Raw genomic sequence first — 16755 nt, forward strand, 5'->3', positions numbered from 1 at the left:
TCATCAACCTAATTTATGAACCTAGTCCTTCAACGTTAGTCTATTAATAACTTGAGGTATGCACAGAGCGTACAGCTCGGCCCGATGGGTCGATAATGCCGCGTAAGCTTTCGTCCCAAGCCAATGCTTCTGGCGTTGAACAGGCGACGGATTTACCACCTGGAACCGTTTCTGCAGCGCCGCTCAGTGGATAATGTTCCTCAAAGAAGCAGCGATAGAAATAGGCTTCTTTGGTTTCTGGAGTGTTGTATGGGAAACGGAATTTCGCGTTCGCCAATTGTAAATCATCCACCCGCGCCGCAGCTTGTTCTTTCAAACCGTCAATCCATGAGTAGCCCACGCCGTCACTGAATTGTTCCTTCTGACGCCATGCCACTTCTTTTGGCAATTTGTGCTCAAAGGCTTTACGCAGAATGTGTTTCTCAATACGTCCATCCTTAGACATTTTCGCTTCAGGGTTGATGCGCATTGCCACATCCATAAACTCTTTATCGAGGAAGGGCACGCGAGCTTCTAATCCCCAAGCGGCCATGGCTTTGTTGGCTCGCAGACAATCGAACAGATGCAGTTTATCGAGTTTGCGGACTAACTCCTCGTGGAACGCCTGTGCGTTTGGCGCTTTATGGAAGTATAAATAGCCGCCAAATAGCTCGTCAGCACCTTCGCCCGATAACACCATTTTAATGCCCATCGCTTTGATTTTACGCGCCATTAAATACATTGGCGTGGCAGCACGTATGGTGGTGACATCATAGGTTTCTAAGTGATAGATCACTTCTTTAATCGCATCTAAGCCTTCTTGGAAGGTGAAATGGATCTCATGGTGAATCGTACCAATCGCTTCGGCGACCTTTTTGGCGGCGATTAAATCTGGCGCACCTTCAAGGCCGACGGCAAAGGAATGTAACTGTGGCCACCAAGCGTTGGTTTCGCCATCGTCTTCAATGCGGCGTTTAGCAAAGGTTTGTGTCACGGCGGAAATGATAGATGAATCTAAGCCGCCCGACAGCAACACACCATAGGGCACGTCTGACATTAATTGACGTTTGACCGCCGCTTCTAATGCGTCACGCAATTCTTCTTGGCTGGCTGGATTATCTTTAACCGCATCATAGCTTTGCCAATCGCGAGTGTAGTATTTCACCGCAGCGGCATCGCTTGAGTACAAATATTGGCCCGGTAAGAATTCTTCTACCGTTTTACACACTGGCATCAAGGCTTTCATTTCGGAGGCAACATAGAAGTTACCCGCAGCGTCCCGACCTGTGTATAGCGGGATGATACCCATGTGATCGCGGCCGATAAGGTATCTGTCTTGGGCTTTGTCATATAACACAAAGGCGAAGATACCGTTTAATTTATCAAGAAATTCAGTGCCGTATTCTTGATACAGCGCCAAGATTACTTCGCAGTCAGAGTTGGTTTGATAGCTGTACTTATCGCCTAGCTGGGCTTTCAATTCTTTGTGGTTATAGATTTCGCCGTTGACCGCGAGGATCAAACTGCCATCTTCGGTCAGCAGTGGCTGAGCACCGTGTTCAATGTCAACAATCGCTAAACGTTCGTGGGCAAGAATTGCCTTATCACTGGCATAAATACCTGACCAGTCAGGGCCACGGTGGCGCATGAGCTTAGACATTTCTAGCGCGACTTGGCGCAGTTCTTTGGCATCAGATTGGATATCTAAAATCGAAAAGATTGAACACATAGTACAACTCCCACACTGTCTGTCATTTGAGGATGTCTCAATTGAGGTTTAATGTGCCAGCAATTTAGGTATTTGCCAAATACTATTTTTGATGTTTTATCTGTTTATTGGTGTTTTTATTGATTTAGATGTTTGTGTTTAATGCTTTTATTTGAGAATAATTCATTTAATTTGCGTTATTTTTGATGATTTGTTTTTATTATCTGATTTGGCATGAGGGGTTTTGGGGAATTCACAATGTGTTTTAAAAAAGTATCGATGATAGAAAAACCGCTAAAAAAGACCTTAAACAATGAGTTGCCCCGTTTAAGTGTTTTATTTTTAATCAATTAATGCGCCGAGTTTGACATCAACCAATGGCATAAGACTATTCAGAATTGTGTGGCAGGATGGATATTTCGCGATAACGGCATTTTTTGTGGGCTGAAAACAAAAAAGCACGTGAATGGTTCACGTGCTTATAGGTCTTGTTTGGCGCTTTGGCTGGCGGAGGAGGCGCTTTATTTCAAGCAGACGTCAATAAGAGATGACTAACCCAACGGTCTCTCGCAAGAAGCTAAAGACTTAGCTTGTTATTTTGCGTCCGTTACCAGCGTTATTTTGGCTGGGCGCAGGCTATTGAATTCTGTGCCTTGATAATATCCCGGCCAATCTTGGCTGTTGCCCAATGTGCGTGTGACTTGGTAGTAGATTTGCAAGTCTTGCAGTGCGCCGCTTAAATCCCAATCTTCACGATATTCATCGCAGACATTGTGATAACAGCCCTTCATTGTGGCTTGCATCTGGGTTTTATAAGCAGCCGTGGCTTCGTCAACGGGGTTGCTACCGCCGCCGGCAAAGACGGCGGGCACGCCAAGTTTGGCAAAGCTGAAATGATCTGAACGGAAGAAACCGCCCGAAGCGGGATTTTTCTCACCCATGGCGATGCGGTTTTGTTGTTTAGCCGCATCGATAAGATAAGTTTCTAACTCAGATTTACCTTTGCCGACGATGGTGAAGTCTTTGGTTTTGCCATAGATATTAGTGCTGTCGAGGTTTAACACTGCCACGGTTTTGTCGATAGGATAAAGTGGATTGGCGGCGTAATAGCGTGAACCGAGTAAGCCCTGTTCTTCACCTGTGGTAGCGATAAAGGTGACCGAGCGCGCTAAACCATGGCCTTGTTTGGCATTGTCGGCTAATTGTCTGGCGATTTCGAGAATGCCGGCAGTGCCCGAGGCATTATCCATGGCGCCGTTATAAATTTGATCGCCTGCTTTCGTCTCGTCTTTACCTATGTGATCCCAATGGGCGGTGTAGAGGATTTGCTCGTTGGCTTGTGTGCTGCCGGGGAGTGTGGCGACCACATTGTAGCTATTTGCGTATTCGGCTTTATTTTTAAAGGCGATGTTGGCCGTTTGCTCAAGGGGTAAATTGATTGAGCTGTCGGCGGCGCGTGCCATTAAATTAGGCAGTGATAAACCGGCTTTATCGAACAGTTGTGTAGCTGCGTCCAGTGTAAGCCAGCCTTCGACTTGGATACGGCTATCTTGTTCTGCTTTACTGAGGACCAGATCTTGCTGTGGTCCAGTCCAACTATTTTCTATCACGGACCAAGGGTAAGAGGCGGGCTCGGTATCATGGATAATCAGTGCGCCGAGTGCACCTTGACGACTGGCCTCTTCAAATTTGTAGCTCCAACGGCCGTAATAGGTCATGGCTTTGCCGTTGAATTTACCCGAGTCAGGGCGAGCAAAGCCGGGATCGTTCACTAAGATCACCGCGATTTTGCCTTTCATGTCGAGATCTTGGTAATCATTCCAACCATATTCAGGGGCATTCACCCCATAGCCGACGAAGACTAATGGTGCGTTCTCAATACTAATACCACCGTTATCGTGGCGACTGCTGAGCACTAGATCTTTTCGGTATTTAAAGGGTAATCCTGCCAGCGTAACTTGCTGCGCTTCATCTGCTGTATAGCTCACCATAGGCACTGGTTGTAAAAAGCTGCCTTGGTACGCGCCCTTGAGTCCCATCTCTGTAAAGGCTTTGGTCAAATAGTCCAAGGTGAGTTTTTCACCGTGAGTTGTCGGCGCACGGCCTTCAAATTCATCGGATGACAGGGCTTTAATATCATTTCTAAAGCGCGCTTCATTAAACTTCACTGGTTTGAGTTCAGCCAAAGTGCTGTTGCCATCAGGCTCTGATACATTCGGACTACAGGCACTGAGCATGGCCAGCGCACAGAGGGGATACAGACGTCGCATAGGTTAATCCTACTGTTGTTTTAATTAAGGTATTTTAGATTTATGTTAATCAATCAGAAGCGAGACTTATCATGAAGCAAGCCGCTGTGAGCCACAAGGCTGAGAAGAAGGCGAATATGTTACTTAATGTTGCTTTACCCTATGCAATACGCCTTTGGGCGAGGCGTGTTGCATAGGTAATGTTTAAGCGACTGGCAAGGATGAATTGCTAGACGTAGGATTAGACAAAGGTTTAGATAATTGTTTAAACAACATCTATATCGCCCGCGCAGGCAAACACATGGTTCGGGCGGAAGGGTTCTTTGTCGATATCTTCAAGCTTACTCACGCCACTGGTGACCAGAATGGTTTCAAGCCCTGCTTGGAAGCCCGCCAAAATATCGGTACGCATATTGTCGCCTATGATGACAGTGTCTTCCGAGTGCCCATCAATATGATTAAGCGCCGAGCGAATAATCCAAGCACTCGGTTTGCCCACGTAGAAAGGTTTCTTACCGGTAATACGTTCGATGGGTGAGCAGAGTGCACCACAAGCAGGGCTGTAGGCTGGACCGTGAGTATCGGGGTTAGTGGCAATAAAGCGCGCGCCGCGTGCGATGAAGCCTGCGGCTTTATGGATCATCTCCCAGTTGTAGGAGCGGGTTTCACCGACAATCACAAAATCGGGATTAATATCGGTAATGGTAAAGCCTGCTTTGTAGAGTTCGTGGGTGAGGGCGCCTTCGCCAATGACATAGGCCTTGCTGCCTTCTTGGTGTTTTAAAAAGTCGGCGGTTGCCATGGCAGAGGTGTAAAAGCATTCTTCAGGAATATCAATACCGGCGGCACTTAAACGGTTTTGCAGATCCTTACCCGTTTGTACGGGATAGTTAGTCAATATTACTAACGGATTGCCTTGCTCTAAAATGCGCTGGATAAATTTGTCGCTGCCGGGGATCAGTTTATTGTCGTGCAGTAGTACACCATCGATATCGCAGATAATATTTTTCATCTAATAGTCTCTTGTCATGCCGATCAAAAATCACTTTTTCGTTAAGTTATCTAATGCCACATTGCCTAAGAAAACAATGCTTTTGTTGAAAATAGTTAAAAAAATAGAGACCCGAAGGTCTCTATTTTTTTGATTGGTACAACTTACGGTCAAGTGGAACTAATCGGGCGCGTAACCGCTTGGGCCGATAAGGTTGCCATCTAGATAGGCTTGGCCATTTTGCATGTTAAGACGTTGCTGACTAAACCATTTCACCACGAGTGGATAAATAGCATGTTCTTGCTCATGCACGCGGGCGGCGAGCATATCCGCCGTATCGTCTTCATAAACAGGCACTTTGGCCTGTAATATCACTGGGCCTGCATCCAGCTCAGGCGTGACAAAATGCACGCTAGCACCATGTTCGCTATCGTTCGCGTCTATGGCACGTTGATGGGTGTTTAAGCCAGTGTATTTCGGTAGCAGCGAAGGATGAATATTGATCATGCGACCTAGGTAATGATTCACGAAATCATCAGTTAAGATCCGCATAAATCCCGCCAACACTATTAAATCGGGCTGATACTTTTCAATCACTGTCATTAAACGTGCATCGTATTCAGAGCGAGATTCACCTTGGTGAGTTATCACGCAGCTGGTATCAATTTCGCCATGATGGGCGCGCACTAGGCCATAGGCATCGGGTTTATTACTGATGACTCCGACAACTTCGGCCTGCAGATTATCATCGCAACCGTCGATAACCGCTTGCAGGTTACTGCCATTTCCGGAAATTAATACAACTACACGACAGCTCTGGGGCATTACAGGATCTCCACTTGCTCTTCATTGCCTTCACGATGTGCGATAGCACCGATAAGCCATGCTTGTTCGCCTTCTGCAGCCAGTAATGCAAGTGCTGCATCCACTTTATCGGCTGGCAGCGCGACTAACATGCCGACGCCACAGTTGAAGGTGCGATACATTTCGTATTCTGCAATGTTGCCATTTTCCATTAACCAACTGAAAACAGAGGGCCATTGCCATGAATCGCCTTGGATAACCGCTTTTAAATTATCTGGCAGTACGCGCGGGATGTTTTCCCAGAAGCCGCCGCCAGTAATGTGCGCCATCGCATGGACATCAGATGCTTCAATCAGTTTGAGCAATGATTTTACGTAAATTTTGGTTGGCTCAAGTAGATGTTCAATCAGCGGTTTGCCGTTGAGATCTTGTTGAGGGTCTGCTTGGCTCACTTCTAATACTTTACGTACTAAAGAGTAACCATTTGAATGAGGGCCGCTTGAGGCTAATGCAATAAGCGCATCACCCGCTGCCACTTTGCTACCGTCAATAATGTCGGCTTTTTCAACTACACCCACGCAGAAACCCGCTAGGTCGTAATCTTCACCTTCATACATGCCTGGCATTTCAGCGGTTTCACCGCCAATTAACGCACAACCAGATTGGAAACAACCTTCGCCGATGCCGTTGACAACGGACGTTGCCGTTTCTACATCGAGCTTGCCTGTTGCGTAGTAATCGAGGAAAAACAGTGGCTCAGCGCCTTGAACGATCAGATCGTTCACACACATGGCGACTAAGTCTATGCCGACAGTGTCATGTTTTTTATAGTCGATAGCTAAACGTAATTTAGTCCCAACACCATCGGTGCCAGACACTAAAACCGGTTGTTTGTATTTAGTGGGGATTTCACACAGGGCGCCAAAACCACCTAAGTTGCCCATAACTTCTGGACGACGGGTACGTTTAACGGCTGCTTTAATGTTACTTACCAGTGCATTACCTGCATCAATATCAACGCCGGCATCTTTATAGCTCAGTGGGGTAGGTGTGCTCACGGAGGGATCCTCTCGGGTACATCGTTATTGGATTTTATGCGGCGGTATTCTACCAGCTTGTGCTAGGGGTCGAAAGTCATGATTTGGATTTATGCCCCTCGGCGGAGTTTTTTTGGTCTGAATACGAAATATTCTATTTTTAGAGGTCTTGAGTTTGGTCACAAAATAGTAAATCACAGTAGGTATCTTAGACGATTGGGGATTATTCTTGGGAGATAGCTCACGATTAGACCGAATGGCAAAACTTTCTGTTTTACCTAGTAAACAAATCAACTAGAATCTGAAAAATTTGCCTAAAATAATACGCCGAAAAATAAGCAGGAGAGAAAAATGAAAGTTGTCGAGGTTAAACATCCTTTAGTGCGTCACAAAATCGGTTTAATGCGCGAAGGTGACATTAGCACTAAACGTTTCCGTGAACTAGCCGCCGAAGTGGGTAGTTTATTAACCTATGAAGCTACCGCAGATTTCGAAACTGAAACGGTGACGATTGAAGGCTGGAATGGTCCGGTTGAAGTCGATCAAATCAAAGGTAAAAAAGTCACTGTCGTGCCAATTTTGCGTGCGGGTTTGGGCATGATGGACGGCGTACTCGAGCACATTCCAAGTGCGCGTATCTCAGTTGTCGGTATTTACCGTGATGAAGAGACCCTTGAGCCAGTGCCTTATTTTGAGAAGCTGGCCAGCGACATGAACGAGCGTATCGCTTTAGTTGTCGACCCTATGTTGGCGACAGGTGGTTCTATGATTGCGACCGTCGATTTATTGAAAAAGCGCGGTTGTACTTCAATTAAGGCCTTAGTGCTAGTGGCTGCGCCTGAAGGCATTAAAGCCTTAGAAGCGGCGCATCCGGATATCGAATTATATACTGCCGCTATCGATAGATGCTTAAATGAGAAAGGTTATATCCTGCCTGGTCTTGGTGATGCGGGCGATAAAATCTTTGGTACTAAATAGCCAAAGTTGCTAAATAATCTGAGTTGCTGATGCTCAATTGAGCGGATGTGGTCAGTAAGGGAGCCTAGGCTCCCTTTTTGTTTTTGTTCAATACAGAAATAACAACTTTATCTTAAGCTGCTAAAGTTTAGAATAAGCTAAATAATAATTATCTATTGAAGTTGTTTTTATTGGCTTATTTTGCAATGTTATTGATCGCAGTTTACGTTTTGTGCAAGGTACATTGTCGGTAGAACAGGGATTAAGAGGAATTATGGGAAATTCGGCTCTCAACTGGTTATTATTGCGTCGATCATTTGAATTTGCGACCCTCTTGTTTGTCGTACTCCTACTTATTCTATTACCGATTAAAATCGATAGAGAGCATAAATCCTTTGTGTCTTTTGTAAAAAATGAGCAACTTACACCGAGTTATATTGAACTGCTCGGTAAAAGCTTATCTCTGCACGATATTATTGATTTCAATAAATCCTCTTTAGCGCTTTTTCAACTTGACCCTTCCAGATTAATGCTGCCGCAAGGGGGAGTGCTTTCCGCAGAAGAAGAACAAGTCTTACGCTACTTTGATTATCTCTATTCCAGTAAAAAGACCAATGCCGAAGATATATTCCTGTATGTGGGACTTTATCGCAGTGATGCCATGTATTTTGCCACCCCAATTCCTGAGGACGTAAAAGCGCGGCTGATTAAAGACCGTACTTCAACGAATGAGTTTTGTCAGAGTCTGCACTATTGCGCGAAAGACGCGACCCCAGAGTCCTTAGCCGATGGAATCGTATTATCCATTCCTTATCAAGATGAAGTTAGTGGGAAAGTCATTTTATCGATGGCATCACCGATTTCATCATCTAATGATCCTAATCATTTCATCGGTGATGTTATTGCTGACACGGCCCTAATGACGTCGGTTTTTATGCGTAATAAACATGTTGAATTGCAGAAAACGGATTATGGTACTGAGTTGGTGATCACGACAGATAGCCTTTGGGCTGAACTGACGCCGGAGTTCTTGTTTTATTCGATGACAAATCATTTAGATAACATGACTTCACTGACATATAAAATCAGTATATTTCGTTTCATTGTGTGGAATTTACCCCTGTGGTTTTTGTTATCTATCGTGATCTTCTTTGTTCAAATTAATATCAATCGTTTTAGGAAACTTCATACTGAGCGCCAACGGTTTAGTGAAGCGATGTTATTGGATGCTTTTACTCGAACCTATAATAAGAAAGTCTATGAGACCACACTGTTTGATGTCGCGACTAAGGGGCATTATGCGGTGATCTGCGTGGATGGCGACAAAATCAAAACCATTAATGATACCTATGGGCATAAACTCGGGGATATGGCGATCATGCAAATTGTTGATGCGATGCGCAGTGTATTTCGAGAAAATGATTTGTTAATCAGAACCGGCGGTGATGAGTTTGTCGTCATCTTGGCTAATTGTACTTTTGAACGGGCCTTATTGTTGGCTGAACATTTACGTCAGGCGGTCGCAGAGCGGCAGTTTTTAAATGTGCTGACAGTCTCCTGCGGTGTGGCTGATTCGCAAGATTATGCTTCCTTTGAGGCAGTGCTACAAGCGGCGGATAAAGCGTTATATGAGGATAAAAAGAATAAGCAAGGAAGTCGCAAACTTGACCCGACACCTTAATTATCACGTTCATTATTACGTGAGTTATTACGTGAGTTATCGAGTGAATCAGTGAGTTAACCAGCTGCCCGCAATAAAGTGAATACCCGAGATAAAAAACAGCGCGGAGAATGCCGCGCTGTTGTTACTTTCTAATACGGTAATGTAAACATCTGCGATAACACTTACAACACCATGGCTGCAATCCAACCAAACACTAATAGTGGAATATTGTAGTGGATAAATGTTGGTATCACGCTGTCACGAATGTGATCGTGTTGACCATCGGCATTCAAACCTGCAGTGGGACCTAAGGTGGAATCTGATGCTGGCGAGCCCGCATCACCCAGCGCGGCGGCAGTGCCAACTAACGCGATTGTGGCCGCTACTGAAAAACCAAAACTTAATGCCAATGGTACATATATCGTCGCGATAATTGGAATGGTGGAGAAAGACGACCCAATTCCCATAGTGATCAGTAGACCAACCAGTAACATCAAGAAGGCTGCGAGGGCTTTATTATCCCCAATGATGTCGCTAAGCGAGGCCACAAGCGTACCCACTTCACCGGTTTCTTTCACTACAGCGGCAAAGCCAGCTGCTGAAATCATGATAAAGCCGATATTGGCCATCATTCGCACACCTTGGTTGAAGATATCTTGGTCGGCGACATGCTTCAAGGCACCCGAAAAACTGAAAATCATGAAGCCGACTAAGGCACCAAAAATCATAGAGTCAGTTTCAAGTTGTACGACGAGAGTGGCTAATATCGCCAGTGCAGCAATGATGATATTGCGTTTGTTGAGATTTTCTTCAGGTTCAGCGACTAACACTTTTGCCTCGTCGTAAGTCCGAGGTTTACGGTAACTGATGAATACTGCTGTGAGTAACCCTACGACCATACCCGCCGCTGGAATTAACATGGCTGGCGGAATTTGCTCGCGAGCAGCGGCTAAGCCATTGCTGGTTAAGTTGGAAAGCAGAATATCATTTAAGAAAATGCCACCAAAACCAATCGGTAAAATCATATAGGTGGTGACTAGGCCGAAGGTTAGAACACAAGCCACAAGGCGGCGGTCGATGTTCAGTTTGGTCATCACATGTAAGAGTGGTGGCACTAAAATCGGAATGAAGGCGATATGGATCGGTAAAATATTCTGTGAAGCCATCGACATAACGAGTAGCGATAACAGCAGTAACCAGCGTACCCAGTTAGTGTTTGTGGGATTAGGATCTTGTCCAAGGCTACTAATGATGCTTCTAGAAATCAGCGTCGTTAAGCCTGAATGCGATAGTGCGACAGCGAAAGCACCTAATAATGCATAACTGAGCGCAATTTGTGCGCCGCCACCTAAGCCTGTATTAAAGGCATCTATAGTTTGGTGCAGATCCATTCCGCCTACCAATCCCGCCACGAGGGCGCTCACGGTCAGGGCAATAACCACATTCACCCTAGCTAAACTGAGTGCTAACATTAAGCACACTGCAATTACGACTGCATTCATTATCAATTTTCTTAATTCTTTAAGCCAAAGGAGCTATTTTCGACTGCAAAGGCAGTGGATGTCCAGTTTGCCGAGGGCTTATCTGAAAAATATCTGAAAATGTGATCATGCTGGGTTTTGTCTGTTAGCTGAATGTGGATTGCTCCGCACACTGGATACGCAGATTGCTCTATCCTTAGTCAGGCAAAACGGAAATACCCTTGAAAAATGTGATATTGGTCTTAAATAGGTTGTAAGGCACAGCACACGACTTATAATGCCTAAGGATTTGATTGGTAAGAACACCTTTTAATCAGTAAGGATTTAACTTGACCTAGGTTGAGAACATACTGGCTAGAAGGCATCTTGCCTTACACTTAGTTCAACTCATAGATGGAGATATAAAATGAGCGTATTAGTAGGCCGTCAGGCTCCTGATTTTACTGCTGCAGCTGTATTAGGTTCTGGCGAAATCGTTGATAGCTTTAACTTGACTGCAGCCATCAAAGGCAAACCAGCCGTCGTATTCTTCTATCCACTTGACTTCACTTTCGTTTGCCCATCAGAGTTGATCGCTTTTGATCACCGTATGGAAGAGTTCACTAAGCGTGGCGTAGAAGTGATTGGTGTGTCTATCGATTCTCAGTTTACCCACAATGCATGGCGTAACACCCCAGTTGAAAAAGGCGGTATTGGCCAAGTTAAATACACGCTAGTGGCTGACGTTAAACATGAAATCTGTAAAGCATACGATGTTGAGCATCCAGAAGCGGGTGTGGCTTTCCGTGGTTCATTCTTGATCGACAAAGAAGGCATGGTTCGTCACCAAGTCGTTAACGATCTGCCATTAGGCCGTAACGTTGATGAAATGCTACGTATGATCGATGCACTGCAATTCCATGAAGAGCACGGTGATGTTTGTCCTGCTGGCTGGGAAAAAGGCGATAAAGGTATGAATGCAAGCACTGAAGGTGTTGCTGCTTACCTGTCTGAAAACGCAAGCTCACTGTAATTAGTACTTTTCTAATCACAGTCGCCTGTTAAATGAAAAAAGCTGCCAATGGCAGCTTTTTTGTTTTTTCATTGCTTAAGATCTATTGTTAACTGTTAAATTTATTCCACAGTACCGCTTTCTGCATCCTGTGCATCCACAGCCAGTAATGGCCAGCCACCTAATGATTTCCAACGATTCACGATATGACAAAAAAGCTCCGCGGTACGTTCGGTATCATATAGCGCCGAATGGGCTTCTTTATTATCGAAGGGAATACCCGCCATAATGCATGCCTTGGCAAGTACGGTATGACCAATGGCGAGTCCGGCGAGCGTTGCTGTGTCAAAGGTGGCAAAAGGATGAAACGGCGAGCGTTTTAAGTCGCAACGTTCTATCGCCTTACTCACAAAACCATGATCGAATGCCGCATTGTGCGCCACTATGATACTACGATGGCAGTCGGAGGCTTTTTGGGCTTTCTTCACGGCTTTAAAGATTTCCAAAAAGGCTTCTTTCTCGCTCACCGCTCCCCGTAACGGATTAGTGGGATCAATACCGTTGAATGCTAACGCTTCGGGTTCTAAATTTGCGCCTTCAAAGGGCTCAATGTGGAAGTGTAGGGTTTTATCGATTCCTATCACACCTTCATTGTCCATTTTTAGTAGGGTGACGGCAATTTCTAGCAACGCATCGGTTTGAGAGTTGAAGCCCGCAGTTTCGACATCAATGACTACGGGAAAGTAGCCTCGAAATCGGTATTTCAATTTGTTCGCGTCGCAAATGTCACTCATAAAGTACTCAAGAAAATTCACAGGGCGCTATTATGCTAAATGTGTTGGGGTGTGTCATGCTTGATTGGTGGTTTTATGAGCTAAAGGAACTAAATAGTTTGCCGATAAAGCCATGTAACCGATTAAACATGAGTAAAGGCTATGTGGCGAAAACTGATATTAGTATCAATTTTATGCGTTCCAGCAACTGCAATGGCAGAGTTGCGCCATTATGTCGCCTCTTTAAGTGATTCCCAGTGGCGAGTGAGTGAAAATACTCCCATCGTCTGTCGCCTTGAGCATGATATTCCTTCTTACGGTAAAGCGATTTTTACCAGTGAAGCGGGTAAACAGCAGAATATGACTTTTACCTTAGATATGTGGGTAAAACCTGATCAAGTGACGCAGGCGAAATTAATTAGCCGCGCGCCGCAGTGGCGTCCTGGTGTGGTATCGAAAGAGATCACGTCATTACATTATCAAAAGTACTTTAACGGGGAAGTGCCTAAGCGCGCAGCTTGGTCTATGTTGGCAGAGTTGAGTCGCGGTATGGAACCAACGTTTTACTATGCTGATTGGTATAATGAGTCGAATAAGATAGCTGTGGGTTTGTCTTCAGCTAATTTTGGCCGTAAATATACTGAGTTTAAAGCTTGTCTAGCGCATTTATTGCCCTATAGCTTTGAAGATATTGCTTTTACTGTATTAAATTACGATGAAGGCGGTACCGATTTAACTCGTTTCTCCCAGCAACAACTGTCTCGGGTGCAAGAATATTTAGCCTATGATCCCTTGGTAGAGTTAGTGCTGGTGGATGCGTATACCGACAGTTATGGTGGCCGTTCAGTAAACCAGAAAGTGTCGGATACACGAGCTGCGTCGGTAAAAGAGTTCTTTGTTGCCAGTGGTATTCCTCAAGATCGTATTGTCACATTCGGGCATGGTGAGCGTCGTCACGTGGCTTCCAATGATGATATGGATGAAAGGGCGCGTAACCGTCGTGTTGTTATACGGATCAGTAAACCTTTGTAGTGTTTGTTTTACCTAGGTTTTAAGTATTTTTCAATGCCAAGTTTATGACTTGGCATTGTCGTTTTTAAAAGAAGGAGAGTTCAGGCAGTATGCCACTTTAATCGAATGATTCGCTCAATTTGCGAGTATGGGTAAAAATAATGAGATTTTTTAATTTGTAGTGATGACATATCCACCTCAACAAGTACTGCAGAAAGCGAGAGTGGGATAAGTACGAGTAATATCGATGATGTATAAAACTTGGCCGTTGCAATAATCAGGATTGTGTTTGAAATGCTAAAAAAAAGCCCGCTTAAACTAAGCGGGCCGCAAAAATAATGCATTTGCAATCAACAAATTGAAGGAAGGAAGTCAAGCATAAGAACCAGAAAAGAAACTGAAGTGTTGGGAACACACCAGTTTAAAAGTTCTTTGTTTTCGATATCTGCAAGCAGTTATCTCCTGAAAACAAGCACATTCTATTGGGAAACCTGTTGTAAAACAAACGAGAAAAATTGCCCATAAACATTAGTAATTCTAATGGCTACAAAGGTGATTTATATCACTTAAGTCACTATTTACCTTGATTAATAACTTATAACTCACTATTAATGCATAATAATACACTTCAATAAGCTTATCCTTGCTGCTATTTTGTTAAATTCACGATACAGCTTAAAAAACTTCATATTAAGTTACGCCATTGCCATGATTTTTTTTGCTTGTATAGTACTTGCTGAAAAGGCCTTAAGCCCGAAACCATAAGAAGGACGACAACACGATGGCATTAAGATTTCGCCTTGCAAAGCAAGGTTTGTTAGTGGCCACATTGGGGATGGCACTCGGTGCCTGCCAAAGTGGCAATGCACCTGAGCAAAATTCGACTGAGCAGGCAAGCGCAACTAAACTCGTTTACCCTGTTACTGAAAAAGATGACCTCGTCGAAACCATTCATGGTGTCGCAGTGGCCGACCCTTATCGTCATCTGGAGGCCAATACGCCTGAAACTGAAGAGTGGGTAAAAGAACAACAAGACTTTGGTCAAGCCTACCTCGCTAAGATCCCCAATAAACAAGCTGTGGTCGAACGTATTACAGAACTTTGGAATTACGAAAAAGTCTCTGCTCCGTTTGAAAACGGCGACAATCAATTTTACTACCGCAATGATGGCCTACAGGCACAATCGGTTTTGTATGTTAAAGGTTTAGATGGTGTTGAAAAGCCTGTTCTTGACCCAAATAAACTGTCTGCGGATGGCACTGTTGCCTTATCCGGCGTGGCAGTGAGTAATGACGGTAAAATTTTAGCCTATGGCGTTTCAAATTCTGGCTCAGATTGGCAACAATGGCAGTTCGTTGATATTGCAACCGGTAAGAAACTGGCCGATGAACTGAAATGGATTAAATTTTCTAGCGCAGTGTGGGATAAAGAAAACCAAGGTGTGTTCTACGCCCGTTATGATGCCCCTGCAGGGGGGGATGTCTTAGCTGACGTTAATTTTAACCAAAAAGTGTATTACCACAAATTAGGCACAGACCAACATCAAGATCTATTGATTTATGAGCGTCCACAGAATAAAGATTGGGGCTTTGGTATTGATGTCTCTGAGAAAGGTGAATACTTATTACTGTCGATTTCTCAAGGTACGGATAAGCGTAATCGTTTCTTCTATAAATCGTTATTTGAGCCTAAATCCCAAGTGGTGGAATTGATCCTCAAATTAGAAGCTGAATATGAGTTTCTCGGTAATGATGGTTCAGTGTTTTATTTCAAAACCGATTTAGAGGCGCCTAATGGTAAAGTGATTGCGATTGACACCCGCAATAGTGATAAATCGCAATGGCAAACGATTATTCCTGAGTCTAAAGATCCGATTAATAATGTCGCCATTATTAATGACCATTTAGTGGTGAGTTATTTACATGATGTGTTAGGTCAATTATCGATTTACAGTATGGGTGGTCAGAAGCGTCAAGATGTGACATTGCCTGGTCTTGGCAATGTGGCAGGGCCTTTTGGTAAAGCCAGCAAAGATTATTTCTATTATGTGTTCAATAGTTATATTCAGCCTGAAACCACCTATAAGTTTGATTTTAAAACTGGCGGTTCAACCGTCATTGCTAAACCCAAAGTCTCGTTTAATCCCGATGACTATGTTTCTGAACAGGTTTTCTATAGCAGCAAAGACGGTACACGTGTGCCTATGATGCTCTCCTATAAAAAGGGCTTAGTGAAAAACGGTCAAAATCCGACATTACTTTATGCCTATGGTGGTTTTGCCATTTCGATGACACCACGTTTTAGCCCTGCCAATATCGCTTGGTTAGACATGGGTGGCATTTATGCCGTACCGAGTTTACGTGGCGGTGCTGAGTATGGGGAAAGCTGGCATCAAGCGGGGATGTTCGACAAAAAGCAAAATGTGTTTGATGACTATTTTGCTGCTGCTGAATATCTGGTAAGCGAAAAATACACCAACAGCTCTAAACTCGGTGCCTATGGCCGCAGTAATGGTGGTCTGTTGATGGGCGCTGCTGTGACTCAACGTCCTGAACTTTTTGCTGCCGTATTACCTGCGGTGGGCGTGTTGGATATGCTGCGTTTTCACAAGTTCACTATTGGTTGGGCTTGGACGAGTGAATACGGTAGTGCCGATAAAGCAGAGCAATTCCCTGCGCTATTGGCTTATTCGCCCTATCACAATGTAAAAGCGCAAGCTTATCCTGCTACTATGGTAATGACAGCGGATCATGATGATCGTGTTGTGCCATTACACAGTTTCAAGTTTGCGGCCATGCTGCAGGAGAAACAGCAGGGCAATAAACCAGTCATTATGCGTATTGAGTCAAATGCTGGTCATGGAGCGGGTAAGCCCACGGCGATGAAGATCGACGAATTTGCCGACATCTATAGTTTCTTGTGGCAGAGTTTTGGCTTAACCTTGCCACAAGCTATCGCAAAATAACTAACTATGTTAATAAAATGGGGTCGTTTGACCCCATTCTCTTTTACAATTGCCCCTATTCATCTGAAACCCGCGCTATTCCTATCTATATCTTCATCGGGTCATTCACAAGTCTTGTTTCCCTAGGTATAGTAAGCGTCAATTTT

12 protein-coding genes are annotated in these 16755 nt (G+C 44.4%); 5 read left to right on the plus strand and 7 right to left on the minus strand.

Translation table 11 applies throughout. The features are described from left to right. Positions 1-43: 43 nt before the first annotated feature. From asnB to purM, 5 genes are all read right to left on the minus strand, one after another. Entirely contained in the window at positions 44-1708 is a 1665-nt protein-coding gene (gene asnB / locus HUB64_RS05320; RefSeq protein WP_105252850.1) for an asparagine synthase B, read from the minus strand. A gap of 572 nt (positions 1709-2280) precedes the next feature. Further along, on the minus strand, positions 2281-3957 hold the full coding sequence (locus tag HUB64_RS05325) for a M28 family metallopeptidase (RefSeq protein WP_173496533.1): 1677 nt from the start codon (positions 3955-3957) through the stop codon (positions 2281-2283). A gap of 244 nt (positions 3958-4201) precedes the next feature. Further along, positions 4202-4948 (minus strand): HAD-IIA family hydrolase, encoded by a 747-nt coding sequence (locus HUB64_RS05330; RefSeq protein ID WP_028760358.1) that lies wholly within the window; start codon positions 4946-4948, stop codon positions 4202-4204. A 159-nt stretch (positions 4949-5107) separates the two neighbouring features. Beyond that, positions 5108-5752 (minus strand): phosphoribosylglycinamide formyltransferase, encoded by a 645-nt coding sequence (purN, locus tag HUB64_RS05335; RefSeq protein WP_173496534.1) that lies wholly within the window; start codon positions 5750-5752, stop codon positions 5108-5110. Continuing rightward, positions 5752-6789, minus strand: coding sequence for a phosphoribosylformylglycinamidine cyclo-ligase (purM, locus tag HUB64_RS05340; RefSeq protein WP_173496535.1), 1038 nt, complete (start codon positions 6787-6789; stop codon positions 5752-5754). Before purM ends, purN begins: the two co-directional genes overlap by 1 nt. Positions 6790-7119: 330 nt before the next feature. On the opposite strand from purM, the gene upp reads away from it, so the two are divergent. Further along, positions 7120-7746 (plus strand): uracil phosphoribosyltransferase, encoded by a 627-nt coding sequence (gene upp, locus HUB64_RS05345; protein ID WP_011789711.1) that lies wholly within the window; start codon positions 7120-7122, stop codon positions 7744-7746. A gap of 253 nt (positions 7747-7999) precedes the next feature. After that, positions 8000-9406, plus strand: a complete 1407-nt coding sequence (locus tag HUB64_RS05350; protein WP_173496536.1) for a GGDEF domain-containing protein — start codon at positions 8000-8002, stop codon at positions 9404-9406. A 164-nt stretch (positions 9407-9570) separates the two neighbouring features. Here the strand turns inward: HUB64_RS05350 and HUB64_RS05355 are convergent, their stop codons facing one another. Beyond that, the gene (locus tag HUB64_RS05355; protein ID WP_173496537.1) at positions 9571-10890 is read right to left on the minus strand and encodes a Na+/H+ antiporter family protein; all 1320 of its coding nucleotides are present in this window, start codon (positions 10888-10890) and stop codon (positions 9571-9573) included. Between the two features lie 385 nt (positions 10891-11275). Between HUB64_RS05355 and HUB64_RS05360 the strand changes: the two genes are divergently transcribed. Next, positions 11276-11881, plus strand: coding sequence for a peroxiredoxin C (locus HUB64_RS05360; RefSeq protein ID WP_006081247.1), 606 nt, complete (start codon positions 11276-11278; stop codon positions 11879-11881). Positions 11882-11982: 101 nt separating this feature from the next. On the opposite strand, the gene rnt is transcribed toward HUB64_RS05360, so the two are convergent. Next, on the minus strand, positions 11983-12654 hold the full coding sequence (gene rnt, locus HUB64_RS05365) for a ribonuclease T (RefSeq protein ID WP_105252848.1): 672 nt from the start codon (positions 12652-12654) through the stop codon (positions 11983-11985). A 141-nt stretch (positions 12655-12795) separates the two neighbouring features. Here rnt and motY point away from each other — a divergent pair, with 141 nt between their 5' ends. Next, on the plus strand, positions 12796-13665 hold the full coding sequence (gene motY, locus HUB64_RS05370) for a flagellar protein MotY (RefSeq protein ID WP_113938782.1): 870 nt from the start codon (positions 12796-12798) through the stop codon (positions 13663-13665). 760 nt (positions 13666-14425) lie between these two features. Then, positions 14426-16609, plus strand: coding sequence for a prolyl oligopeptidase family protein (locus tag HUB64_RS05375; protein WP_173496538.1), 2184 nt, complete (start codon positions 14426-14428; stop codon positions 16607-16609). Positions 16610-16755 lie beyond the last annotated feature (146 nt).

Origin of the sequence: Shewanella sp. ISTPL2, from assembly GCF_013283205.1 — a bacterium.
GTDB lineage: Bacteria > Pseudomonadota > Gammaproteobacteria > Enterobacterales > Shewanellaceae > Shewanella > Shewanella oncorhynchi.

Bases quoted from the DNA above. Each gene is read 5' to 3' on its own strand.
- motY (WP_113938782.1), top strand. From the start codon at position 12,796: ATGTGGCGAAAACTGATATTAGTATCAATTTTATGCGTTCCAGCAACT.
- HUB64_RS05350 (WP_173496536.1), top strand. From the start codon at position 8,000: ATGGGAAATTCGGCTCTCAACTGGTTATTATTGCGTCGATCATTTGAA.
- HUB64_RS05325 (WP_173496533.1), bottom strand. From the start codon at position 3,957: ATGCGACGTCTGTATCCCCTCTGTGCGCTGGCCATGCTCAGTGCCTGT.
- upp (WP_011789711.1), top strand. From the start codon at position 7,120: ATGAAAGTTGTCGAGGTTAAACATCCTTTAGTGCGTCACAAAATCGGT.
- asnB (WP_105252850.1), bottom strand. From the start codon at position 1,708: ATGTGTTCAATCTTTTCGATTTTAGATATCCAATCTGATGCCAAAGAA.
- HUB64_RS05375 (WP_173496538.1), top strand. From the start codon at position 14,426: ATGGCATTAAGATTTCGCCTTGCAAAGCAAGGTTTGTTAGTGGCCACA.
- HUB64_RS05330 (WP_028760358.1), bottom strand. From the start codon at position 4,948: ATGAAAAATATTATCTGCGATATCGATGGTGTACTACTGCACGACAAT.
- HUB64_RS05355 (WP_173496537.1), bottom strand. From the start codon at position 10,890: ATGAATGCAGTCGTAATTGCAGTGTGCTTAATGTTAGCACTCAGTTTA.
- purN (WP_173496534.1), bottom strand. From the start codon at position 5,752: ATGCCCCAGAGCTGTCGTGTAGTTGTATTAATTTCCGGAAATGGCAGT.
- rnt (WP_105252848.1), bottom strand. From the start codon at position 12,654: ATGAGTGACATTTGCGACGCGAACAAATTGAAATACCGATTTCGAGGC.
- HUB64_RS05360 (WP_006081247.1), top strand. From the start codon at position 11,276: ATGAGCGTATTAGTAGGCCGTCAGGCTCCTGATTTTACTGCTGCAGCT.